The sequence below is a fragment of the Dyella sp. LX-66 genome, assembly GCF_018599165.1.
GTDB lineage: Bacteria > Pseudomonadota > Gammaproteobacteria > Xanthomonadales > Rhodanobacteraceae > Dyella_D > Dyella_D marensis.
On record NZ_JAHFVJ010000003.1, the window covers coordinates 32,651 to 56,462 of the forward strand.

Here is a 23,812-nt window from a genome sequence, read left to right on the forward strand (position 1 = left end):
TGACATGACGTCGGTGGGATGAGCGATAAGAATTGTCGCTATGGCCCCGATAGCAAATCCCGACAGAATACTTGTCCACCAGCGAAAGGCATTGAATCGCACCAGTAGGCGATAGAGCGGATAGCCAAGTAGCATCGTGATCACGAAGGATATGAAGTACGCAATCAGCGAAAACACAAGGACAGTAAGTGCGTCGAAGCTTGTGTAAAGAATTGACTGTGCCACTCCAAGAGCAACAATAGGGATTGGAGCGACTAGGCATCCGATCACTTCTGCAGGATTTCGGAAAATCATTGATTGACTAGTGTCCACAGCCACATCTTTTTTTTGCTTTGGAAATGAACTCTTCCATTTGCCTGCCCCACACACGCTCATTGATGATGTTGTTCAAAGCGCCTAGCGGGTTACCACTCAAATTATCCAACCCTAAACTCGACTGAATGGGGCTCGTGCCTTCGCCATAGGTATGAGCGACTCCGTCTGAGACCGTTCGTGCAACATACCCGGGTGAGAAAGTGCTTCCGCTTCCGGTCATATTCACAGCAACCATTCCGGGGCCGCTTAGGTTTTTAGCCAAATAGGAAGTCACATGGTTGTCGGTTCCAATGATTGGAATATATGCGATGTTTGGGGTTCCTTCTGGTGTCGCAGGTCTTACTCCTCCGTTCGGATTGTTGGGGACTGAGTTGTTTATAAGTTGTTGCATCACGCAATCCGGATCCGCATCACCTAAGGGACGTGTGACATCGTACGCATGATAATAGTCATCGCCGCTACCGAAATCCTCAAAGCCATTCGGAGTCGGGACCATGAACGATGGGCCGCCAGGGTAGGCGCAGTACGTGGAGCCGCCCCACGATCGGCAGTACAGGCCTAACGCATCTGAGTTTGATGTCGGGCTCCCTCCGCCATAGGTGTACGTATTGGCGCCGCCACCTAACCCAATAGGGTCGCTTTGGATGTATCGCCCAGTTGCTGCCTCATAGTTCCGATTGACGTTGTAACTAAGTGCCAATTCAGCGTCGTAATATTGACCAGGAAAGCGCACGTTGAGAGTCAGTCCGGCCGCAGCGGGGGCTTTCTCGCCGAAAGGATTTGCCTGATAACTCCATTGCCAAATCGTGGTGCCTGCCCCATCCGTCACTGTTCGTGGCGTGCCTAATCCGTCCGCATGCACATAGTTCATTGTGCTAGTGGCGCCGCTTGTATCGATCACTGCCACCGGCAAGCTATCCAGCCAAACGTAGCTGCGACTTGCCGTCCCGTACTCACCAATGAGCTGGCTTCCTTCGTCATAAGCAAAGCGCTGATTCGCCGCTGCCGCCTTGGCCACGCGCTGCCCCATCGCGTTGTACGTATAGCTCCCGACGGTCTGCCCATTGCGCTGCACGACCGCCATACGATTACGGTCGTTGTAGCCGTAACCAAACGTGTCGCCGCCGGTCGCATTGCCCGTGGTGTTGCCGTGGGCGTCATACGTTCGTGCACTGCTGCCGATGCTCATCAGCCAGTGGGTGCCGGTCTGATAGCCGTAAGTGCCCGTAGCCAGGCCATTGCTCGTCTTGCTGAGGCGGTCGCCAGTCTTGTTGTAGGTGTAGGCCTCGACCGGCTGACCCTGGGCATCCTTCAAACCCGTCAGTCGATACAGCGGGTCATAGCTGTAGGTCTCGATCGCCGGATTGGCATCCACTACATTACCTAGCGCCGTGATGTTGCCCATCGCATCCCTAGCAAAGTGCAGGTTTAGCACCGGGCTGACAACGTCCGTCACCGCGTAGTTAGCATCGTAGCTACGCGTGATCGTCTGGCCATTACCCAACGTATAACCGGCAATAGGACCGAACGGCAGGTAGCTGACATTGGTTACCACGTTGCCGGCACTGCCCGCGCCCGGCAGCTGCGCAGTGACCAGGTTGATGCGCCCTAAGCCGTCGCGGCCGTACTGGATGAGGGTTCCATCCGGCGTGCGCGTGCTAGCGAGGCGATCCGCCACGGTATAGGTATAGCTCACCGTATCGACATTGGTGCCCTGGGTCTGGCGCTTCTGCACCACATTGCCGCGGATGTCATAGCAGTAAACCGTAGTAACCGCTGTTTCCACCATGCTGGTCAGGCGGCCGGCCGGATGGGAACCCGCACAACCGGTGACGCCGTCAGCCTCGTCGTAGTGATAGCTGACGTTGGCCGAGCTGGACGGATATGTGGTCGCGGTAATGCGATTCAGCGCATCGTAGGTGCTATGGCTGACCACGCCCCTTGCATCCGTGGCCTGGATGCGATTTCCCGCGGCGTCGTAAACGTAGGTCGACGTACCGGTGTCCGGACTGTGCAGACCGGTGGCGTTACCCAGGCCGTCGTAGTCGTACGTCGTGTTCAGGCTATCCGGGTCGCTCACGCCCTGCAGCTCGTCCCGCGGGCCATAGGTGAACACGCTCTGGGTGTTTTGCGTGGCGGTGTCGGTTCCGTTGTAGTTGTCGATCGTGCTGACCAAGCGATCAAGGGCGTCGTAGCTATGCTTGCGCTGGATACCCAATGCATCGGCACTGCGCACGAGGTTGCCGCTGGCGTCGTAGCTATCGGTGAAGCCGGCATCGAGCGTCATCCGATTGAGACCGTCCTTGAGACCAGTCAGGCGGCCAAGCGTGTTGTAGCTGCGCGCCAGTGAGCGGCGCAGGACATTACCGGCATCGAAGGTTTCTTCTTTGGCTTTGTTGCCAGCGGCGTCCAGAGTGTAGTGGATGCGATTGCCCAAGGCGTCGGTGACGTCGGTGAGCCGGTGCGCCGTGTCGTAAGTGTAAGCAACCTGGATGCCGTCCGGGTCGTTCACTGAGGCGACGGAGCCATAGGGTGTGTAGCCGATCTGGGTCACTGCGTCGCTGGGCGACTGTGTACCGTCGGCATTAGCGCGGATGGTACGGGTCAGCAGCCAACCACGGGCGTTGTAGGCCGAATCAGTAAAAACACCATTGGCATCACGTTCGCGAACCAAGTGGCCATTCTTATCGTAGGCCACCATGGTGCGAACGTGCCCCACAGCATCCGTGACCTGGTAGAGATCGCCCGCACGATGGCAAGCGCCGCCAATCGAACCACAGCCGGATTCGTCCGTGCTGAGGTAGTAACTGTAGAGCGTCGTGCTGATGATATCCGTGCGCGGCGCCGTAATGCTCAACAGCAGGCCAACAACAGGGCACTGTGTACTGTCGACATTATCGCAGTAGGTATATCTCCAGCGACGCACACCTTCAGGCATTGCCCCAGCCACTGCACAAGTGTACGACGCAGCAGCGGTCACTCCCGGATCAGTCTCGCAACTAGCGAGCACCTGCCCTCTGCTGTTATAGATCCACGCCGACTTCGCAACCTGGTTGCCACTGGCATCCAGCAGCGCGCGGCTCAGCGGCACACGAAGCGCGACGTCCCAGGTGGTGTTGGTTGTACGCTGCTCCGGTTGAGCGACCGCCTCAATACGCGACTCTTCCAGATGCGATGCATTGTACGAAGACGTCGTCGTATTCCCATTGAAATCGACCCGTCCCGCCAAGTTCCCCGCACTATCGAACGTATAACTTTTGTCCCGCGCGCATGTCGCACAGGCCTCGCCTTGCACCGACTTAAGGTGATAAACGCTCTGAATTGATTGAAGCGTATAAGTGCGTGAACTTAAGAGCGCGTCCTGGACGGTCGATGTGCCATCCGTTCCATAGGAGACTTGGATAGCCCCTTCACCTTCGCCGTGGGTGCTATAGAACGCGCGCGCCGAGCTATCGTACTTAAATGTGGCGTAGCGATTGCCTTGCTCATCCTCAATACCTGTGAGAAGACCAAGTCCAGTAGTAGCTACCAACCCCGCCTCATCATAGAAATACTTACGAACGTTGTTGCCGGGATAAGTGACCGACGACAAATTGCCGGCGGTGTCATAGACATAACCAATGACACTTCCATCAGCCTCGGTCAGCTGGGCGAGACGACCATCGGCTCCGTAAGCAAAAGCTGCGCTCCTGCCGAACGAATCGGTAACGCCGGAAATCCGCCCGCTTGTATCGTACGAAACTTGGTGAGTCAGCCCGCCTCGGTTCGTCTCCGACAAAAATCGTCCTGCCGCATCGTATTTCTCGGCAACGAGATTTGCATCTCGGTAGTCCCAGGAAACGGCGTAACCATTGCTATCGTTGTTTTGTGTCAGGGTACCCACATCATCAGCCGTGGGACACCAGGCATTCCCGCATTTGTTGAAGTACTTAACTGCTCCATCATCGCGATACATCTTGACCTGGGTCAGACTCTGCCACACTAAAGATCGCGAATAGCTAGAACTCCAATGAGACCCAACCACTCCATTTACAGAGGACCCACTGTTGTAGCTACGCGTGAATTCAATAGGAAATACACCATTAATGGCATAATCCTGCTCCGATTGAAATTTATTCCCGGTCGCAACATTGATAGGGTTTCCAAACATGGTGCCACCGCATCCGGGGCACGCACCGCCACCCAGATTGCGTTCAACGCTTGGCGTATTTTGCCCTGTAGATACCGGCCCCAAACCTGTAGTGTAGGCGCCATTCCCTTCAGACGACCACCAGATAGTCACACTTCCGCCCGAATCCATTTCGACGTGTTGGAGCGTCAATTTTCCAAAGAACCCTAGGTGATCGTAATACTGCTTTTCGGAGCATTGACGAAATTGAGCCACCGAAGCAATGTTAGGGTCTGCGGGACAATATGGTCCAAAGTTATTTACGCATAAGCCACTGCCACATCGATACTGCGAAACAGCAGAGTCGGCAAATGCACTATTGGGGCAAGCCAAGATCAGCATCATTAAAAAATATAGGGCTGACAGGCCGACCGTGCGTCGAATCCAAGGAGAAAGGAAGAACATAAAGTGTGCACCCGTAATGGAATCAAGACTCACAGCGACCGATGACTTTTTCAACCCAATCATTCCGCACTTCACTTCTTTCAAGCATTGTCCAAACACCTCGATCCCAAATCGCGCGCATGCCCGCTTCAAAGACATATCCACTGGGACTAACGGGGCTGCGATGATGGAATCAGATTCGTAAAGCGCCCCTCGAGATCTTCTAAGGAGTTATCAGCAGCATCGATTCCAAGGGAGGTGGAGCAGGCGGCCTTCAGCCGCCATATGCCCTTGAGGCTACGAATCACAGAATCAATCAATTCCATGCTCATTCCTTGCTGGAAGAGGATTCATCCCGATCTCGCGAAGCCTGCCTGGGTTCCTGCGCAGTCACTGCGATTTCTACCCACAAAAAAACCGAGGTTGCGACGCAACCTCGGTCTTCTTCGCAATCTTCTACGACAGCGGCTCTGTCGATTGTGATGTAGCCCTCATCCATGGCTGCCCTTCCCTAGGTCCCTAGGAGTAGTCCCAAAGCCGTCCTTCGACTTCTATGGACACACTGGCACGAGCCAAACCCAAGCGCCCGGTCAGACGCTCGAACAACTATCAGCTCGCCAACTCCAACATCTCCGTCAACTGCTCCTCAATCCCCTCAAGATCCGGAATCACCGCCACGTCATCGCGCACCAGCACCTGCGCCTTAACACCCGGCGGCAACTCCGTCCCATCGTGGGTCGGAATGATCAGCTCCGCATTCAACGTCGTCAGTCGCGGAAAACCCTGCGTCACCACCGCCACGAATGGCAGCTTCGGATTCCCACCCAGCGCCTTCAGCACGGCCACGCGCATCGCCAGCGACGGGTCGCCCTCTTCCGCACCGGCCAGCTTGGTGAACGACACCAGCGGCACGCGCCAGCCGCGCCAGGCAATACGCCCGAGCAACCATTCCGGCGCGCCTTCCACCGTCTCCGGCGTCGGCAAGGTAATCACTTCGGCCACGGTCGCGTTGGGCAGCAACAGGCGCAGATGGCCTACCGGCACCAGTACGCAACGGATCTCGCGCGGCAACGGCTGCTCGCTCATCGCTGGACTTCCTCTTCGATCAAACGTGCCGCCAGTTCGAACGGCGTTCCGGTGAAACTTGCCAGGCGTTCGGCTTCCACGCCGTGCACCATGTCGGCGTAGTGGTCGCCGGAGGCCTGCTCGACCCACACGCGGCCGCCGCGGTCGTGCACGGCTTGCGCGCCGGCTACCGCATCGGTGCCGGGGCCGGCGAAGACGATGGCGACGGCGTCGCGGCCAAACACATTGGCGGCGGTGGTGAACGCGCTGTCGATCGACGGGTTCTGGAACGAAGCCACGTCCACCGCTTCGCATTCGACGCGGCCATCGCGCAGCAGACGCACCTGGCGGTTGGCCGGCACCAGCAGCACTTCGCCGGCGCGGGCGCGCTGGCCGTGGCTGGCGATGCGCACGGGCAGTGCGGAATGCTTGGACAAGCGCTCGGACAACATATCGACCGACGCAGCGCCCTGATGCTGGGTCAACAGCACCGCCATGCGCAGGCTGGACGGCAAGGCGGCGAGGAACGCGCAAACGGAATCCGTGCTGTCCACCGTCGCGCCCAGCAGCAGCACGCGGCCCAGCGCGCTGTCGAGTTCGCCCAGGTGCACTTCGTGCGAGTACTCCTCGCGCGGTGCGATGGCTTCCTCGATGGAGACCAGCTCCAGCGTCATGCCCGGTTCGATCAGCGGCGCCTCGTCCATCAGCTCCACATCGGGTGCGAGGAAATCGGCGGCGCTCACTTTCTCGATGCCGAACTCCGGCGCCGGCGCTTCGGCCAGCGGGGCGTCTTCGTCGACCAGCGACCAGCTCGCATGCAGCGCTTCGGCGGTGGACATCTTCTCCACCTTGATCGGCGTGTCGGCCGGCATGAAGCTGTCGTCCAGCGGCGCCAGCGCGAGATGGTCGAGCTGGAAGGACGGACGCGGCGCGCTCGGCGGCGAAGCCAGCGGCTCGTCGGGAATGCTGGCGGTGAGTTCTTCGCGCACCGGCGGCGGTACCGCGGCGACGAGATCCTCGTGCACGGGCGGCAGCGGTGCGTGGCCTTGCGTGTCGGCGAGGAAGTCCGCGCCGAAATCGGTGCCGAACATGCCGTCGTGCAGCGGCGGCGCGTCTTCGGCGATGGGCTTCAGGCCGCTGCCGAAGTCGTCGTCGGCAGGCTCGTCCGTATCGGCGGCGAGCAGCGCTTCGAGTTCGGCGGCGAGCGATTCGGAAACGTCGGCGGCTTCGCCGACCACCGGCGACAGCAGGATCTCCGGCGCTTCGTCGATCAACGTGATGTCGGCCACCGGCTCGATCTCGGCCAGCGTGGCCGGCTCGGCTTCGGCGGCCGGCTCTTCAAACGTTTGGGCCAGCGCCACGGCAGCGGCCGGAGCCACCGCGGCCACCGCCACCGGCTCATGCATCACCGGCGTTTCGACCGCCAGGGCATCGGCCGGGCGCGGCGGATCGATATCGCCGTCCGCCAGCACCTTCACGGCGAGATGGCGCGCCCAGCGCGCGCGATCCCAGCCGTCCAGGCCGCGGCTGGCCTGGGCGTCGTTGAACACCACGCGCGGATGATCGCCGTCGATCACGTCGTAGAGGCGGTCGATGTCATCGGCCGCTTCGTCGTCGAGGTTCACCACCACCACCTGGGCGCCGGTGCCGTGGATCACTTCACGGCTCAGCGTGCCCAGCGCGCCCTCGTGCACGATGCGTGCACCGCGTTCGCGCAAGGCTTCGCGCAGATGCGCCCCGAGTTCCGCGTCGTCGAACAGCAGAGCGACTGCCGGGGCTTCAGCCATGGGCGGACTCCGTGGCCTGATCCTGCAGCGCACGCTGCTCCAGCACTTCGCTGATCTGCGCCAGCAGCTCGATTTCCTGGTACGGCTTGCCGAGGTAGCGGTCCACGCCGATGTCGAACGCGCGCTGGCGATGCTTATCGCCGGTACGCGAGGTGATCATGATGATCGGCACGTTGCGCAGGCGCGGATCGGCCTTCATCTGCTCGGCCAGTTCGAAGCCGTCCATGCGCGGCATTTCGATGTCGAGCAGCATCAGGTCGGGCACGCGCTCGTGCAGTTTCTCCAGCGCATCGAGGCCGTCCTTCGCGGTATGCACTTCGTATTCGTGGCGTTCCAGCACGCGGCCGGTGACCTTGCGCATGGTGATGGAGTCGTCGACCACCATCACCAGCGGACGCACGCGCTCTTCTTCCACCACCGGCATTTCGACGGCGCTGAGGCCTTCGGCCAGGCGCTCCTGGCGGCGCACGATGCCGTGGCGCACCAGGGGCGGCAGATCGAGAATGATCAGCACCGAGCCATCGCCCATGATGGTGGCGCCGAGAATGCCCGGCACTGAACTCACCTGCGGGCCGACCGACTTCACCACGATCTCGCGCGAGCCGATCACGGCGTCGATGCGGATCGCCGCGCGCAGATCGCCGGCGCGGGTCAGCAGCAGCGGCAGCTGTTCGTCGCCCGGATGGCCGGCGGGAATGCCCAGCAGTTCGGCCAGGTCGTGGATGCCGTACTGCTCGCCCGAATACGGGAAGCTCGGCTCGTACTCGGCCAGGCGTTCGGTGAGGTCGGCCGGGCTGATGCGGGCCACGCCCTGCACCGAGGTCATCGGGATGGCGAAGTTGGATTCGCCGATGCGCACCAGGATCGCCTGCGTCACCGCCAGGGTGAACGGCAGGCGCAGCACGAAGGTGGTGCCCTGGCCGGCCTGCGATTCCACCGCGATGGAGCCGCCGAGCTGTTTGATCTCGTTGGCCACCACGTCCATGCCCACGCCGCGTCCGGCCAGCTGGGTGACGCTGCTGGCGGTGGAGAAGCCCGGCTGGGTGATCAGGGCCAGCAGCTGGTCGTCGCTGAGCTTGGCGTCGGCGCGCAGCAGGCCGCGCTCGATGCCGCGCTTGCGCACGGCATCGCGGTCCAGGCCGCGGCCGTCGTCGGTCACGCGCACCACCACCTCGGTGGCTTCGCGCGCCACGCGGATGCGCACCGCGCCTTCGGCCGGCTTGCCCGCCTTGCGGCGTTCTTCCGGCGATTCGATGCCGTGCGCCACGGCATTGCGCAGCATGTGCTCGAACGGCGCCTTCAGGCGGTCCAGCAGGGTGCGGTCCATTTCGCCGTGCGCGCCTTCCACGAACAGCTGCGCGCTCTTGCCCTGTTCCTGCGCGGCCTGGCGCAGGGTGCGGCGCAGGTTCGGCACCATGGTGTCGAACGGCAGCATGCGCGTGCGCAGCAGGCCGTCCTGCAGTTCGGAGCTGACGCGCGACTGCTGGATCAGCAGCGTTTCGGCCTGGCGGGTCAGTTCGTCCAGCATGCTCTGGATCGACACCAGGTCGGATACCGACTCGGCCAGCGCACGCGAGTACTGCTGCAGCTGCGAGTAGCGGTCGAGCTCGAGCGGATCGAACACGCTCATGCCCGCTTCGCGATGCTCGCGCTGGAAGCGCGCGATGATCTGCGCTTCGGTTTCGATTTCCAGCATGCGCAGCTGGCTGCGCAGACGCTGCACGGTCTGGTCCAGCTCGACCAGGTTGAAGCGGTAGCCGGCCACCTGCTGTTCCAGGCGCGAGCGGTAGATCGCCACCTCGCCGGCATGGTTGACCAGGGTGTCGAGCAGTTCGGAACGGACGCGGATCTGTTCCTGCGGACCGCGCATCTCGTCGAACTGGCCTTCTTCCGGCAGCAGTTCGGGCAGGTGGGCGCGATCGGCCGGTTCGGCGGCGAGGCCGGCCGGTTCGGCGTGTTCGACCGAGGGCTTCGCTTCGCCGGCCAGGCCGAGGAAGCGGTCGATCATGGCCTGCGGGTATTCCACGCCGCGGCCCTGCGACACGCGCTGCACCAGTCCGTGCAGGGCGTCGAAGCCGGCTTCGAGCGCGCGGATCAGCTCGCCCTGGCGCGCCGGATCGTGGCCGACCGGGCTTTCCAGCAGAGTTTCGATGGCGTGGGTGAGATCGCCCACCGGCACCATGCCGGCGATGCGCGCACCGCCCTTCAGCGTATGCAGATCGCGCTGCAGGCTGGCCATGTGTTCCGGCTCGGCCGGCTCGGCGCGCCACTGCGACAGCACGCTGTCGGAGTGGTCGAGGATCTCGCGCGCTTCCTCGGTGAAGATCTCCAGCAGGTCCGGATCGATCTGGTCGTTGGTCCAGCTGCCGGCGTATTCGGAGCTGAGGTCGTGCTGCGGGGCGCGGGTTGCTTCGGCCGCCGGTTCTTCGACCTCTTCGACCTTGAACGGCGCCGCCTCGATGTGTTCCGGCTCGATGTGTTCCGGCTCGACATGAGCGGGTTCGACATCAGCAGGCTCGGCGTGCACGGCTTCGACATGCACGGCTTCGACCACCGGCTCGGCGTCCGCCAGCGACGTCTCTTCGACGTGCACCGCTTCGGCCACCGGCTCGTCGACCAGCCCCGCGACCGGCTCGGCGAGATTCGCCAGCGGTTCGGAACTGCCGAGGAAATCGGCCAGTTCGCTCTCGACCACGTCGCCGACTTCGATCTCTTCGATCTCGCCTTCGGCCAGCGCCGGTTCCAGCGTCACGTGCGTGACCGCTTCGACCGGCTGTTCCGCGCCGACCAGCGCATGCGCGTCGACCAGGTGCGCTTCGGCCGGCTCGACGGCGTCGAGCGACAGTTCGATGTGTTCGGCGGCGCCCGGATGCGCGGCGGCAAGCCCGATCGGTTCGATCGCATGCCCTTCGAAGGACAGCGTGTTCTCGACCACGATTTCGTTCGGGTCTTCCACCGCTTCCGCGTGCTGCGGTTCCTCGGCGGTGAGGTCGCCGTAGAGCGCGGCGAAATCGTCTTCTTCCGCCACCGGCGCGGCGACGTGGTGCGTCGCCTCGGCTTCGTGCACCGGCAGTTCGGCGTCGAAGCTGCCCAGCGCGGCCATCAGCTCGGCGGTGAATGCGTCCACCGGCGCTTCGGCCGCCGGCGCGGCTTCGTGCGGCGCGTGCGTCTCGCCCGGCTGCACCGGCATGGCGGCGTCCAGCGCGGCGGCGAGCGCGCCTTCGTCGGCCTCGCCTTCCGCGGCGAGGTCGTCGGCCAGCGGCTCGAACAGCACGTGGGCCACCTGCGGCTCGGGCTGCGCGTCGCGCAGCTCGCACAGGCGGCGGATCAGCGCGTCGAGTTCCGGCAGCTGCGGATGCTCGGCGTCGAACTGGCCCATGATGTAGTCGACCGCATCGGCGCTCTTGCCCAGCAGGTTCACACCCTCGGCGGAGAGCGGATGGCCAGCGGCGCGCAGGCGCTTGAGCAGGCTTTCCAGCGGCGACAGCAGCTGGGTCAGCAGCGGGATGTCGACCATCGCGATGGCGCCATGCAGGGTATGCACGGCGCGCAGCAGGCTGTCGTCCACGCGCAGTTCGGCGTCGACGCGGTTGATCGCGTGGCGGATGGTCTGCAGGTACTGGGCGACTTCGCTGCGCAGGATTTCCAGCAGCACCGGGTCGACCGGCGGCAGCACCGGCGCGGCGATCGTCTCGTGCACCGGCGTGTGCACCACCGGTTCCGGCGCCGGCTCGATATGCGCGAGCGTGGCGGGCGGGATCGCCTCGGCGGCGATCTGCGAACGCGGCACGCGGCGGCGCACGGTGCGGCGCACCGTCTCGGTGCCGGCGGGCTTGAAGTCCTCGATGCTGGCATGTTCGCTGCCGCCGGAGAGGCGGTCGGCGGTTTCCATGATCGCGGCCAGCGGCGCGGTCGGCGCGCCCTCGCCCATCAGCGCGGCGCGCAGCTGCGGCAGCGCCTCGATGGCGTGGCGGATCAGCGCCTGCACGTTGGCATTGGCGGGAATCGACTGATCGAGCACGCGGTTGAGCATGTTCTCGATCTTCCAGGCGTACTCGCCCAGCGCCGTAGCGCCGACCAGGCGGCCGGAACCCTTCAGCGTGTGGAAGGAGCGGCGGATCGGGGTGAGCGCTTCGAGGCGCTCCGGATCGGCCAGCCACTTCTGCTCGGCGTCGCGCAGGTTGTCGATCTCTTCCTGCATTTCTTCCAGGAAGATTTCGCGGATCTCGTCGTCGATGCCGTCCACGCTGACCTGGAAGCCGGCGTGGGCATTGATGGCGTCGGCGGCGGGCACCTGCTCCAGCACTTCCTCTTCGATCTCGACCCAGTCGTCGTCGTCGTTGGCGCCAGCGGCGGCGGGCGTGGACACGTGCTCGGTGTCGACCAGGCGCAGGCCGGCCAGCTCGTGCGCCGACGGCATCGGCGTGACGGCTTCGCCGATCACCAGGCTGCCGAGGTCGTTGCCGGTGGCGAGGCTGACGGTTTCGGTGAGTTCGTGTTCGGTGCCCAGGTCCGGCGTGAATGCGGTGGGCGCCGGTGCCGGCGCGGGCGCGGCGGCTTCCGGCTCGGCGTCGGCCAGCACGGTGCGCACCGGCGGCGGCGGCCAGTAGCCGAGCGTGCTGAGGCTGTGCTCGGCCACGTCCAGGATGTGTTCCAGGCCGCCGCGGTGTTCGCGCGCGGCTTCCAGGTAGTACTCCAGCGCGGCCAGGGCGTCGGCCAGGTGGTCCATCTGCGCGCTGGTGGGCACGCGGCGGTCGCTGAGCAGTTCGTTGCCGACGAAGCGGCCGATGCCTTCGGCCAGTTCGGCCGGGCGCGGCGCGGTGAGCATGCGCATGGCGCCGGACACTTCGTCCATCAGGCCCGGCACGTCGGTCAGTTCCTGATGGCGCCAGCCGGATTCGATGAAGGCGACGATCGCGTCCTTCACCTTGCCGGTGTTGGCGGTGGCTTCCTGCATCAGGGTGGACAGGATGTGCCGCGCCTCGCTGCGCGGAAGCATGTTCACCGGCGCTTCGGCCGAGGGTTCCTCGTCGGCGCCCAGGCTCTCGATATGGTCGTCGAGCGAGGCTTCCACGTAGAGCAGCGCGCCGGCCACGTCGAGCAGCAGCTCTTCGTCCGGGGCGCGCATGCGGTTGGCGATGTCTTCCAGCACGCGGCGCTGTTCGGTCACCACGCGGCGCGGCACGCCCAGGGCGAGCATGCCGAGGGTGTCGCCGACGCGTTCGAGCACGCCGGTCTGTTCGCTGAGCTGGGCGGGGTCGGCGTTGGCCTGGCGCAGGAACAGGTCCAGCGCCTCCTTCACGCGCAGCAGGTCTTCCTTGATGGCCTTGGCCACCGAGTCCAGCAGGGCGCGGTTGTGGCCGGACATGGAACCGCGGGCGTGTTCGAGCTCGCCCTCGTCGGGCAGCAGGCGGTCCAGGCCGTAGGTGCGCACCAGCAGGTCCATGCGCGCGCTGCGCTGCTTGGACTGGGCCACCACGTAGAGCAGCTTGCGCGCCAGTTCGTCGGCGTCGCCGCCGCGCATGGACGCTTCGCCCTGTTCGATCAGCTGGCGGATGCTGCGATCGACCTTGCCGATCAGCTGGCGCACTTCGCCCGCCTGGTTCTTCAGCACGCCCTGCTGCAGGCCTTCCAGCACGCCGGCGGTGATCCACCACAGGCGGCGGCCCGGCACGCTGTAGCAGCGCGCGGCGATCGCATCGAGGGTCTGCACCATGGCGCCGAGCTGCTGTTCGGCGGCCTGGCCGCGGAACCATGCCAGCAGCTGCTGCTGGAAACGCAGGCGCAGCTCGGCGATGCGGCCGTGCATGCGCTCGGCCTCTTCCTGGTTGAGCGCGGCCGGCGCGCTGTCGGGCAGCGCGGCTTCGAGGTTGGGCGCGAACAACGCCGACTCGTGCAGCGCCTGCTGCCCGCGGCTGGCGCGCAGCTCGTTGAGCAGCGGCAGCAGCACTACCGGCACATCGCGATGGCCGCCCGAAAGGCGTTCCAGGTAGTCCGGCAGCTGCATCAGGCCGCGCATCATCGCGGCATAGGCTTCCTCGCGCTGGGTGACGTGGCCTTCGAGCAGGGCGACGGCGAGGTTTTCCATTTCCTCGGCCACCAGCGCGGCGCCATACAGCTCGACCATGCGCAGGGTGCCCTGCACCTGGTGCAGGCTGTCGGCGCACGAGCGCATGACGGCGCGGTCGCCCGGATTTTCGACGTAGGACTCCAGCGCCTCGCGAGCGATGGCCAGCGTCTCGTCAAGCTCGGGCTTGACCCACTGCAGGGTGGTGAAATCGATGTGGTCTTGAAGTCTCATGCGCCCCTCTCAGCGGCCGCGCAACGCGTGTCACGCAACCGTCGAGGTTGCCCCCCTGTCCTCGGACGCGCCCATGGGAATGGACGCACCCGTACCTGTTTCTTGTTGTCAGCCCGGCAGCTTGAAGTGCGCCACCGAGCGCCGCAGATCGCTCGCCAGCTGGGCCAGGTAGCCGATCGACTCGGCCGTCTGGCTCGCGCCCTGCGAGGTCTGCGAAGTGATTTCCTGGATCGCGTTCATCGACTGCGAGATGTCCGTCGCCGCGATGGACTGCTCGCGCGCCGCGGCCGAGATGTTCTGAATCAGCGCGGACAGATCGTGCGACACGCGTTCGATGTCGCCCAGCGCGCTGCCCGCGTCCTCGGCCTTGCGGGCGCCGGCCACCACTTCCGCGGTGGTCTGCTCCATGGAGTTGACCGCTTCGTTGGTGTCGGACTGAATCGCCTGCACCAGCGTTTCGATTCGCTTGGTCGCGCTGGCCGAGCGTTCGGCCAGTCGCTGCACTTCGTCCGCCACCACCGCGAAGCCGCGGCCCGCCTCGCCCGCCGAGGCCGCCTGGATGGCGGCGTTCAGCGCGAGGATGTTGGTCTGCTCGGCAATGTCGTTGATCAGTTCCACGATCGAGCCGATTTCCTGGGAAGACTCGCCCAGGCGCTTGATGCGCTTGGAGGTTTCCTGGATCTGGTCGCGGATCGAGTCCATTCCGGAAATGGTCTCGCGCACCACTTCGGCGCCGCGTGAAGCGATGCGCACCGAGCGTTCGGCCACGTCGGCCGACTCGGCGGAGTCCTTCGACACGTTGTCCATCAGGCTGGCGATCTGGTTGATCGCCGAGGTGGCGGTGCTGATACGCGCCGCCTGGCTCTGCGCCGCGTCGGCCAGATGGCGCGCGGTGGTCTGGGTTTCCTGCGCCGACGACGACACCTGCTCGGAGGTCTCGTTGATGGTGGTCACCAGGGTGCGCAGCTCGTCGATGGCGTAGTTCACCGAGTCGGCGATGGCGCCGGTGATGTCCTCGGTGACGGTGGTCTTCACCGTCAGGTCGCCTTCCGCGAGCGAGCCCATTTCGTCCAGCAGGCGCATGATCGCCTCCTGGTTACGCTGGTTCAGCTCAGCCGATTCCTGGAAGCGGCGGCGCTGGTCGCGGACCAGGGTAAACACCAGCAGCACGGCGAAGGCGGCGGCGCCGCCGGCGCCCAGCACGCCCCACCACACGTTCGGGAACAGGCGGCGCAGCGGCAGCTTGCCGATCTGCTCCGAGAGTTCGTTCGCGCGCAGCAGCACGTTCTGCGAATCCAGCGAAGCCTGGTTGCCCGCGCGCTTCACTTCGGACAGGTTGCCGGCCGCGCCGACCAGCTTGGTCACCGGGTCCTGCAGGCTGTCCCACTTGGTCTGCATGTCGCCCAGGATCTTGCGGGCGTTGGAGTCGTTCATCGAACGCACGCCGACTTCGGCGTTGCCTTCCTGCAGGCCCTTGAGCACGCCGCCGTAGAGCTGGCCGTCGCGGGCCAGGCCGTCGGCCGCCGGCTGCGAGGCGTCGCCGCCCTGCAGGATCTCCTGCACGCGGCGGATCATGCGGTCGGCCAGCAGCATCTGGCGCGCGGAGGTGTAGGTCTGCTCGGCGCTGCCGCCGCGCTGCTGCAGGATGTTCACCACCTGCTCCATGCTGGAGTTCAGCACGGGCAGTTCGCGCGACAGGGTGCCGGCGCGCTGGGCCGAATCCAGCACCAGGGCCTTGTTCGACAGGATCTTGCCGATGTCCGCGTCCAGCTGCTTCCAGGCGTTGCTCAGCGCGGCCACCGCGCGGCCGGCCGGGGAGGCGCTGTTGTCGGCATAGGCCTTCATGCCGCTCTTGGTGTCGCCGGAGTTCAGGCGCTGGACCGCGGAATCGATCGCGTTGCGGTTGGTTTCCAGCTCCTTGAAGGAGTCGACGTTACCGTCCGACGCCTCCAGCGCGTACTTGGCGGTCTGCTGCGACAACACCTGGATCTGCGTGGTCAGGCCGATGGCCTGGCGGTCCTCGCCGTTCTTCGCGTTAAGCATGAAGAAGTCCAGCGCCGCGAAGCCGATCGCGACCACCAGCAAGACGATGAGGCCGGTATAGCCCCGCTCCTTGCCGACGCCCCCTGTAGTGCTCATGTGCGTTACCTCACCCGTCTACGCCACGCCGTCGTTGCGGCATCGGTTGGGATTTCAAAGCCCGTCAATCCGGCCGCGACCCGGCACCGGTCCTACTCACTACCGGTTACTGCCTCAGGCCGCGGCCTGGCGGAAGTCCGGGGCACGCACCAGGCGTCCCATGCTGAAAACCGCCAGCCGGGGTTCTCCTACCCTTTCCTCGACGAAGCGCGACAGGCGCGGATCGTCTTCCTGCTCGGCCGCCCGGCGCGCTTCGGTATCCACCGTGCGCTGGCCGAACACCTCGTCCACCAGCAGGGCCACGCTGCCGACGCCCTGGCGCACCACCAGCAGGCGGCTGCGCTCGGTGTGCAAGGTGCGCTCGCCGAACAGGAAGCGCCCCAGGTCCACCACCGGCACCAGGTTGCCGCGCACGTTGGCCACGCCCATCAGCCAGGCCTGGGTGCCGGGCACGGGGGTGAGCGAAGGCACGGCGAGCAGTTCGCTGATCTCGTCGATGCCGCTGACGAACAGGCGCGAACCCACGCGGTAGCCGATGCCGCGCCACAGGCCGGGCGCTTCCAGCTTCTCGGGCGTATCCGAAGCATGAGTCAGCGACAGCCGCTCGTAGCGCGCGAGGATCTCGAACGGGGACAAGGTCTGGCTCATCGGGTAGACCTCAGGCCGCGTTGGGCAGCAGATCGTTGATGCACGCCAGCAGCTCCTTCTCGTTCACCGGCTTGGTGATGAAGGCGCGGGCGCCCTGGCGCAAACCCCAGACGCGATCGGTCTCCATGGACTTGGTGGTGATCATCACGATCGGCACGTCCTTGGTTACCGGGTCGCGCGTCAGCGTGCGCGTGGCCTGGAACCCGTTCATGCCGGGCATGATCACGTCCATGATGACCAGGGCGGGCAGTTCCGAGCGCACGCGCTCGATGCCCTCCTCGGCGTTGTTGACGGAGCCGACCGTATGCCCGGCGCGTTCCAGCAGCGTGGTGAACACGCGCACGTCGGTCGGCGAGTCGTCGATGATGAGAATATTGGCCACAGGTCCCCCTCAGCCCCTGTAGTCGATGGTGGTCTTACACCGTGACATGGCGATGGATGGCTCCAAGCAGTTCGTCGCGCGTGAACGGCTTGGTCAGATACTGCTCGGCGCCGACGATGCGGCCGCGGGCCTTGTCGAACAGGCCATCCTTCGAGCTCAGCATGATCACGGGCGTCGACCGGAATTGCGGATTGTTCTTGATGAGCGCGCAGGTTTGGTACCCGTCAAGGCGCGGCATCATGATGTCGACGAAGATGATGGCGGGCTTCTGGTCCGAGATCTTGGCGAGCGCTTCGAACCCGTCGACGGCCGTGAGCACGTCGCAACCTTCCTTCTTCAGCAAGGTTTCCGCCGTGCGACGGATCGTTTTCGAGTCGTCGATCACCATGACCTTCAGACCGGCCAGGCCATTTCCACTTATGTTCAAGTTCACACACCCCCCTGTGACCCGCCCCAGGCTCAGGTAGACACGAAGCCGACAGCGCCAGGGCCGTCGGCTCCATGTGGACGAAAAGAATCCCGCAAGATTGCCCACCTATTCATCCGCTCGTGGGCGGACGATTGTCCGTGCTGTTTACCGCCTGCCCGTCGTGGCGTCAAGCCAAATTCCTCGCGGTTGAGCCGTGCGGCACGACTTCACATAGCTTGCCGCCCATCGTGAAGCTCGGCGAACATGCGCGTCTTCCCACCCGATCGACCTGGTGCGCCGCCGACCCGGCAAGAACGCACCAGTCTATGGGGCACCCACTACCGGAGAATGACGATGGCCCTTTCGGTCGCCGTGCTGATGGATCCCATCCGCGCCATCAAGATCGCCAAGGACACCACCTTCGCCATGCTGCTGGAAGCCCAGCGCCGCGGCCATGCGCTGCTGTACATGGAACAGGGCGACCTGGCCGTGCGCGACGGCCGCGCCTGGGCCCGGCTGGCCCCGCTGACCGTGAAGGAGGACCCGTCCGGCTGGTTCAGCCTGGGCGAGGCGCGCTGGCAGGAGCTGGCCGGGGTGGACGTGGTGCTGATGCGCAAGGACCCGCCGGTCGACTCCCAGTTCATCTACGACACCATGGTGCTGTCGCTGGCCCAGCGCGCCGGCGTGATGGTGGTGAACGACCCGCAGGCGCTGCGCGACTGCAACGAGAAGATGTACGCGCTGGACTTCGGCCAGTGCATGGCCCCCACCCTGCTGTCCCGTGACAAGGCCGACCTGCGCCGCTTCGTGGCCGAGCACGGCGAGGTGGTGCTCAAGCCGCTGGACGGCATGGGCGGGCGCGGCATCTTCCGCGTGCGCGCCGGCGACAGCAATCTCAATTCGATGCTGGAAACCCTGCTCAGCGGCGGCCTGCACGGCGCCCAGGCGCAGTTCGTGATGGCGCAGCAGTTCATCCCGCAGATCAGCGCCGGCGACAAGCGCATCCTGGTGGTGGACGGCGAGGCGGTGCCCTATGCGCTCGCGCGCATTCCCCAGGGCGACGAATTCCGCGGCAACCTGGCCGCCGGCGGCCGCGGCGAGGGCGTGCCGCTGACCGAGCGCGACCGCTGGATCGTCTCGCAGGTGGCGCCGGAGCTGCGCAAGCGCGGCCTGTGGTTCGTGGGGCTGGACGTGATCGGCGACTACCTCACTGAGATCAACGTCACATCGCCAACCTGCGCGCGCGAACTGGACAAGCAGTTCGGGCTTAATATCTGCGGCCAGCTGTTCGACGTCATCGAACACCACATCCACGGAAAGCGTTCCGCGTGAGTCAACCCGCACCCCGGGGCGCCGACCTGATCGGCGCCACCCTGCTGTTCTCGCTGTTGCTGCACGGCGTGCTGCTGCTGGGCATCACCTTCGGCTACGTGAAGCCCAAGCCGGCCCTGCCGACGCTGGACGTGACCCTGGTGGACGTGGCCAACCGCGAGAAGCCCGAGCAGGCCGACTTCCTGGCCCAGGCCAACAACCGCGGCGGCGGCGAGCAGGACAAGGCGGCGCGCCCCTCGCAGCCGTTCTCCGGCCCGCTGCCCAAGCCGGACCCCGGCGTGGCCGAGCGCGCCCAGCAGGCCACCGCGGCGCGCCCGCAGGACGCCACCCAGGACCGCCTGCTTACCACCACCGGCAACAGCCGCTTCAGCGTGAACTCCGACAGCGCCCAGCCGCAGCGCAGCGACAGCGCGCTGCCGGCCTCCGACGCCGACCGCGTGCAGATGGAAGCCGCCCAGCTGGCGGCCGAGAAGCGGCGCATCCAGGAGGCCTACGCCAAGCGCCCCAAGAAGAAATTCATCTCCTCCAACACCAGCGAGTACGCCTACGCCGGCTACATGCGCAACTGGGTGGACCGGATCGAGCGGGTGGGCAACCTCAACTATCCCGACGCCGCGCGCCGCCAGAAGCTGCACGGCGACGTACTGCTCACGGTGACCCTGGACCGCGACGGCAAGGTGATGGACATCGAGGTGATCAGCAGCTCCGGCCAGGACCTGCTGGACAAGGCCGCCGAGCGCATCGTGCGCCTGGCCGCGCCGTTCCCGCCGCTGCCGCAGGGCGGCGAGCGCGTGGATGAACTGCACATCACGCGCACCTGGCAGTTCCAGGAAGACAACGTGCTGCATACGCGCTGAAACGGCCCCGCCCGTCCGCGGCTGCACGTTCCGCCAACCTCGTCCTCACCCTACCGGCACCCCCTGCGCTTACAATGCGGGGCATGAGCGCCGTCCCTCCCTCGTCTCTCGCCGGTCATTTCCTGATCGCCATGCCCAGCCTGGCCGAGCCGCCGTTCTCGCGCGGCGTGGCCTTCATCTGCCAGCACGACGAAGACGGCGCGGTGGGGCTGCTGGTCAACCAGCTCTCCGAGTACCGCCTGGGCGACGTGCTCCGGCAGATGAAGCTCGAATGCGACGACCCGGAAGTCTCCGACCTGCCCGTGCTGATCGGCGGCCCCGTGCAGCAGGAGCGCGGCTTCGTGCTGCACCGCGAGGAAGGCCACTGGGAATCCAGCTACCGCATCAACGACCACTGGTCGGTGACCACCTCGCGCGACATCCTTATCGCCATCGCCGCAGGCACCGGCCCGCGCCAGGCGCTGATGGCGCTGGGCTACGCCGGCTGGAGCGCCGGCCAGCTGGAGCAGGAGCTGAAAGACAACAGCTGGCTCACCGTGGAGGCGAGCGAGCGCATCGTGTTCGACACCCCGCTGGAAGAACGCTGGAGCGCCGCGGCCGGCCTGGTCGGGGTCAATCCGCTGCAGTTGCCGGGTTACGTGGGTCACGCATGAGCTGTGTGTTCGGTTTCGACTACGGCAGCCGGCTGCTCGGCGTCGCGGTCGGCAACCGTTTCACCGGCCTGGCCCGCGCCCTGGCCGTGGTGCCGGTGCGCGACGGCGAACCGGACTGGAACAAGCTCGACGCCCTGCGCCGCGAATGGCAGCCCGACACCCTGGTGATCGGCCTGCCGCTCACGCTCGAAGGCGAGGAACAAGCAGCCAGCCGCGGCGCGCGCCGCCTGGCCGAGCGGCTGGGCCAGCGCTATGCGCTGCCGGTCGCGCTGATCGACGAACGCCACAGCTCGCAGGAAGCGGCCCGCCGCTTCGCCGGCGCCCGCGCCGCGGGCCTGAAGAAACGCCGCGACGCCAGCGCCATCGACGCCGAAGCCGCCGCGGTGATCCTGGAGCGCTGGCTGGCCCAGCCAGCCGACGCCACTTCCACCCTTGCCGATCCGCCCCCGCCATGACACCTCGCCTGCGCCACCTCACCACGCTCGAAAACATGCCGCGCGCCACCATCGAGCGCCTGCTCGACCGCGCCGTCGCCATGCGCGACGCCTGCGCGCACGGCACGCGCAAGCTGGACCTGCTGGGCGGGCGCACCATCCTGAACCTGTTCTTCGAGCCGTCCACGCGCACGCGCACCTCGTTCGAGCTGGCCGCGCGCCGGCTCGGCGCCGACGTCATCAACTTCGACATCGGCTTCTCCTCCACCAGCAAGGGCGAGGAGCTGTACGACACCCTGCACACGCTCGAAGCCATGCACCTGGACGCGATCATCGTGCGCCACAAGATCTCCGGCACGCCGGACGAACTGGTGCGCCACGCCATGAGCGGCGTGTCGGTGGTCAATGCCGGCGACGGCAACCGCGCCCACCCCACCCAGGGCCTGCTGGACATGCTGACCATCCGCCAGCACCGGCCGGAATTCGAGAACCTGGGCGTGGTGATCTGCGGCGACGTGAAGCACTCGCGCGTGGCGCGCTCGGACGTGCACGCGCTGGCGGCGCTGGGCGCGCGCGACATCCGCCTGTGCGCCCCGGCCGCGCTCATGCCCACCGAGCACGAGATGCCGCACTGCCAGCGCTTTACCGACTTCGACCAGGCGGTGGAAGGCGCCGACGTAGTGATCATGCTGCGCCTGCAGAAGGAGCGCATGGCCGCCACCGACCTGCAGGACGAGGCCGACTACTTCAAGCACTACGGCCTGGACGCGCGCCGCCTGGCGCGCGCCGCGCGCAACGCCCTGGTGATGCACCCCGGCCCGCTCAACCGCGGCATCGAGATCAGCTCCGAGGTGGCCGACGGGGCGCAGTCGCGCATCCTGGAGCAGGTCGGCAACGGCGTGTTCGTGCGTATGGCCGTGCTGGCCGAGATGCTGGCCCGCCCGTAAGCCCCGCGTAGGGCGCCAACCTTCGCCGAACGCCCGGGAATGCCCACTGTTTCGCCCGCAAGTGCCGGGCGAAACGGGCATAATGCGCGGCGCTACACCTTCTTCTATCTATCTCAGGGAATCGACATGCGAGTGAGTAAGCGCTACCTGGCGCTGGCTGTCGCCGGCGTGCTGCTGGCGGCCTGCGGCCACAAGGACAAGGACGCCCCGCTGGCCTTCGTACCGGCGGATACGCCGTACGTGGCGGCCAACCTGGAGGTGCTGGACGAGGACACCCGCAATGCGCTGATCGCGCAGGCCGACGCCCAGCTGCCGGGCCAGCTGGCCCAGCTGAAGGCCGCCGCCGAGGACATGAAGGAGAAGGACGCCGACACGGCCAACCTGCTCAAGGCCTTCATCGCCGAACTCGACGGCAAGAGCATCGGGGCGTTCGCGCAGAACATCGGCGTGAACATGAAGGGGCATTCGGCCATCTACGGCTTAGGGCTGGCCCCGGTGCTGCGCTTCGAGCTGGCCGACGGCAAGGCCTTCGACGCCTTCGTCGGCCGCCTGGAAACCGCCTACGGCAAGAAGCTCGACACCGCCACCGAAGGCGGCGTCACCTACCGCAAGCATGCCTCCGCCGAGGCCGGCACCCAGGTGATCCTGGCCGTGGTCGGCAAGCAGGCGGTGGCCGCGGTGCTGCCGGCCGACGCGCCGCAGCCGCTGCTGCGCCAGGCGCTGGGCCTGGACCGCCCGGCCAAGAACCTGCAGGACGACGGCCGCCTGGAACAGCTGGCCAAGGACAAGGGCTACAAGCCCTGGGCCGTGGGCCACGTCGACCTCGCCCGCCTGCTGCCGCTGGCCGCCAGCGGCAAGGACCCGCTGTTCGCCGCCATGTACAAGGCGCACCAGCAGGCCGAATCGGCCAAGACCGGCGAGCCGGTGGCGACCCAGCCGGGCATCTCGCCGGCCTGCGAAGCCGACGCCGTGCGCATCGCCGGCCGCGTGCCGGCCATGAGCTTCGGCTACACCAAGCTCGATCCCAAGCATCAGGACCTGCGCTGGGACGTGGCCCTGGCCGACGACGTGACCAAGGCCTTCACGGGCCTCAAGGTCGAGCTGCCGGGCCTGGGCGTGGCCGCCGACGCGCCGATGGACATGAGCCTGGCCCTGCCGGTCGGCACGCTGCGCACGTTCTGGGCCGCCCAGGCCGAGGCGGTCGCCGCCAAGCCGTTCGGCTGCGCCTCGCTGGCCAACCTCAACGAAGGCTTCGCCAAGCTGGGCCAGGTGGCGCAGCAGGCCGCGATGCCGCCGTTCGGCGACCTGCTGGGCCTGCGCGTGTCGCTGGACAGCTTCGACGCCAGCAGCCCCACGCCGAAGTTCACCGGCCGCGTGCTGGTCGCCACCACCAATCCGGCCGGTCTCGCCGCGATGGGCAGCATGGCCTCGCCGGCCCTGGCCCAGCTCAAGCTCACGCCCGACGGCAAGCCGGTGGCGCTGCCGCCGGACATGACCGCCGCGCTCGGCCAGCCGGTGTGGCTGGCGATGGGCGACAAGGCCCTGGCCATGGCCATCGGCGAAGGCCAGGACGCCAAGCTCGGCGACATGCTCAAGGCCCCCACCGGCGACGCCGGCCAGATGGGCCGCGTGCACCTGAGCGGCGACATGTACGTGTCCTGGATCAAGGCCATGGAAGAGAAGTCGGACCGCCTCAAGGAGCTGACCGATTCCATGAACCACGAGGACGGCGACGACGCCAACAAGGAAGAAACCGCCAAGGCCCAGGCCGCGGCCGAACGCGCCAAGGCGCAGTTCGAGACCATGCGCCAGCAGGCCGAACGCATCAAGTCGATCAGCGGCGAGGTGCACGTGGAAGCCGGCGGCATGGTGATGACCACGCAGACCGAACTGAAGTAATTCGCTGTCCATCGGCGAGTGTTGAACGGGGCGCCTTGGCGCCCCGTTTCTTTTTCGGATTCCGCCCGCCTTGACACCCCGTTTCATTTTTC

The 23,812-nt window shown here is 65.8% G+C and carries 15 protein-coding genes; 6 read left to right on the forward strand and 9 right to left on the reverse strand.

Going from position 1 to position 23,812, the window contains the following annotated elements:
- Nucleotides 1-301 precede the first annotated feature (301 nt).
- The 9 genes from KK141_RS06815 to KK141_RS06855 form a co-directional block, all read right to left on the reverse strand.
- On the reverse strand, nucleotides 302-4,963 hold the full coding sequence (locus tag KK141_RS06815; RefSeq protein ID WP_345777542.1) for a DUF6531 domain-containing protein: 4,662 nt from the start codon (nucleotides 4,961-4,963) through the stop codon (nucleotides 302-304).
- 74 nt (nucleotides 4,964-5,037) lie between these two features.
- On the reverse strand, nucleotides 5,038-5,193 hold the full coding sequence (locus KK141_RS06820; RefSeq protein WP_214569032.1) for a hypothetical protein: 156 nt from the start codon (nucleotides 5,191-5,193) through the stop codon (nucleotides 5,038-5,040).
- Nucleotides 5,194-5,476: 283 nt separating this feature from the next.
- Entirely contained in the window at nucleotides 5,477-5,953 is a 477-nt protein-coding gene (locus tag KK141_RS06825; RefSeq protein WP_214569033.1) for a chemotaxis protein CheW, read from the reverse strand.
- Nucleotides 5,950-7,719 (reverse strand): chemotaxis protein CheB, encoded by a 1,770-nt coding sequence (locus KK141_RS06830; RefSeq protein WP_214569034.1) that lies wholly within the window; start codon nucleotides 7,717-7,719, stop codon nucleotides 5,950-5,952. The genes KK141_RS06825 and KK141_RS06830 overlap by 4 nt, the downstream gene beginning before the upstream one ends.
- The gene (locus KK141_RS06835; protein WP_214569035.1) at nucleotides 7,712-14,020 is read right to left on the reverse strand and encodes an Hpt domain-containing protein; all 6,309 of its coding nucleotides are present in this window, start codon (nucleotides 14,018-14,020) and stop codon (nucleotides 7,712-7,714) included. The genes KK141_RS06830 and KK141_RS06835 overlap by 8 nt, the downstream gene beginning before the upstream one ends.
- 108 nt (nucleotides 14,021-14,128) lie before the next feature.
- Entirely contained in the window at nucleotides 14,129-16,159 is a 2,031-nt protein-coding gene (locus tag KK141_RS06840; protein ID WP_214569036.1) for a methyl-accepting chemotaxis protein, read from the reverse strand.
- 114 nt (nucleotides 16,160-16,273) lie between these two features.
- Nucleotides 16,274-16,807, reverse strand: coding sequence for a chemotaxis protein CheW (locus KK141_RS06845; protein ID WP_214569037.1), 534 nt, complete (start codon nucleotides 16,805-16,807; stop codon nucleotides 16,274-16,276).
- A gap of 10 nt (nucleotides 16,808-16,817) precedes the next feature.
- Complete coding sequence (locus KK141_RS06850) at nucleotides 16,818-17,189, reverse strand: response regulator (protein ID WP_214569038.1); 372 nt, start codon at nucleotides 17,187-17,189, stop codon at nucleotides 16,818-16,820.
- A 34-nt stretch (nucleotides 17,190-17,223) separates the two neighbouring features.
- Nucleotides 17,224-17,622, reverse strand: a complete 399-nt coding sequence (locus KK141_RS06855) for a response regulator (RefSeq protein WP_269320406.1) — start codon at nucleotides 17,620-17,622, stop codon at nucleotides 17,224-17,226.
- Between the two features lie 330 nt (nucleotides 17,623-17,952).
- Between KK141_RS06855 and gshB the strand changes: the two genes are divergently transcribed.
- From gshB to KK141_RS06885, 6 genes are all read left to right on the forward strand, one after another.
- Complete coding sequence (gshB, locus tag KK141_RS06860) at nucleotides 17,953-18,930, forward strand: glutathione synthase (protein WP_214569039.1); 978 nt, start codon at nucleotides 17,953-17,955, stop codon at nucleotides 18,928-18,930.
- A complete protein-coding gene (locus KK141_RS06865; RefSeq protein WP_214569040.1) occupies nucleotides 18,927-19,787 on the forward strand; it encodes an energy transducer TonB in 861 nt (286 codons plus the stop codon). Before gshB ends, KK141_RS06865 begins: the two co-directional genes overlap by 4 nt.
- A gap of 83 nt (nucleotides 19,788-19,870) precedes the next feature.
- Nucleotides 19,871-20,440, forward strand: a complete 570-nt coding sequence (locus KK141_RS06870; RefSeq protein WP_167252297.1) for a YqgE/AlgH family protein — start codon at nucleotides 19,871-19,873, stop codon at nucleotides 20,438-20,440.
- A complete protein-coding gene (gene ruvX, locus KK141_RS06875; protein ID WP_167252298.1) occupies nucleotides 20,437-20,895 on the forward strand; it encodes a Holliday junction resolvase RuvX in 459 nt (152 codons plus the stop codon). The genes KK141_RS06870 and ruvX overlap by 4 nt, the downstream gene beginning before the upstream one ends.
- Nucleotides 20,892-21,821 carry an aspartate carbamoyltransferase catalytic subunit gene (locus tag KK141_RS06880; RefSeq protein ID WP_214569041.1) on the forward strand — a complete coding sequence of 310 codons (930 nt, stop codon included), beginning with the start codon at nucleotides 20,892-20,894 and terminating at the stop codon, nucleotides 21,819-21,821. The genes ruvX and KK141_RS06880 overlap by 4 nt, the downstream gene beginning before the upstream one ends.
- Before the next feature lie 126 nt (nucleotides 21,822-21,947).
- Nucleotides 21,948-23,720: a hypothetical protein gene (locus tag KK141_RS06885; protein WP_214569042.1), complete on the forward strand. Its 1,773-nt coding sequence runs from the start codon at nucleotides 21,948-21,950 to the stop codon at nucleotides 23,718-23,720.
- Nucleotides 23,721-23,812: the final 92 nt, after the last annotated feature.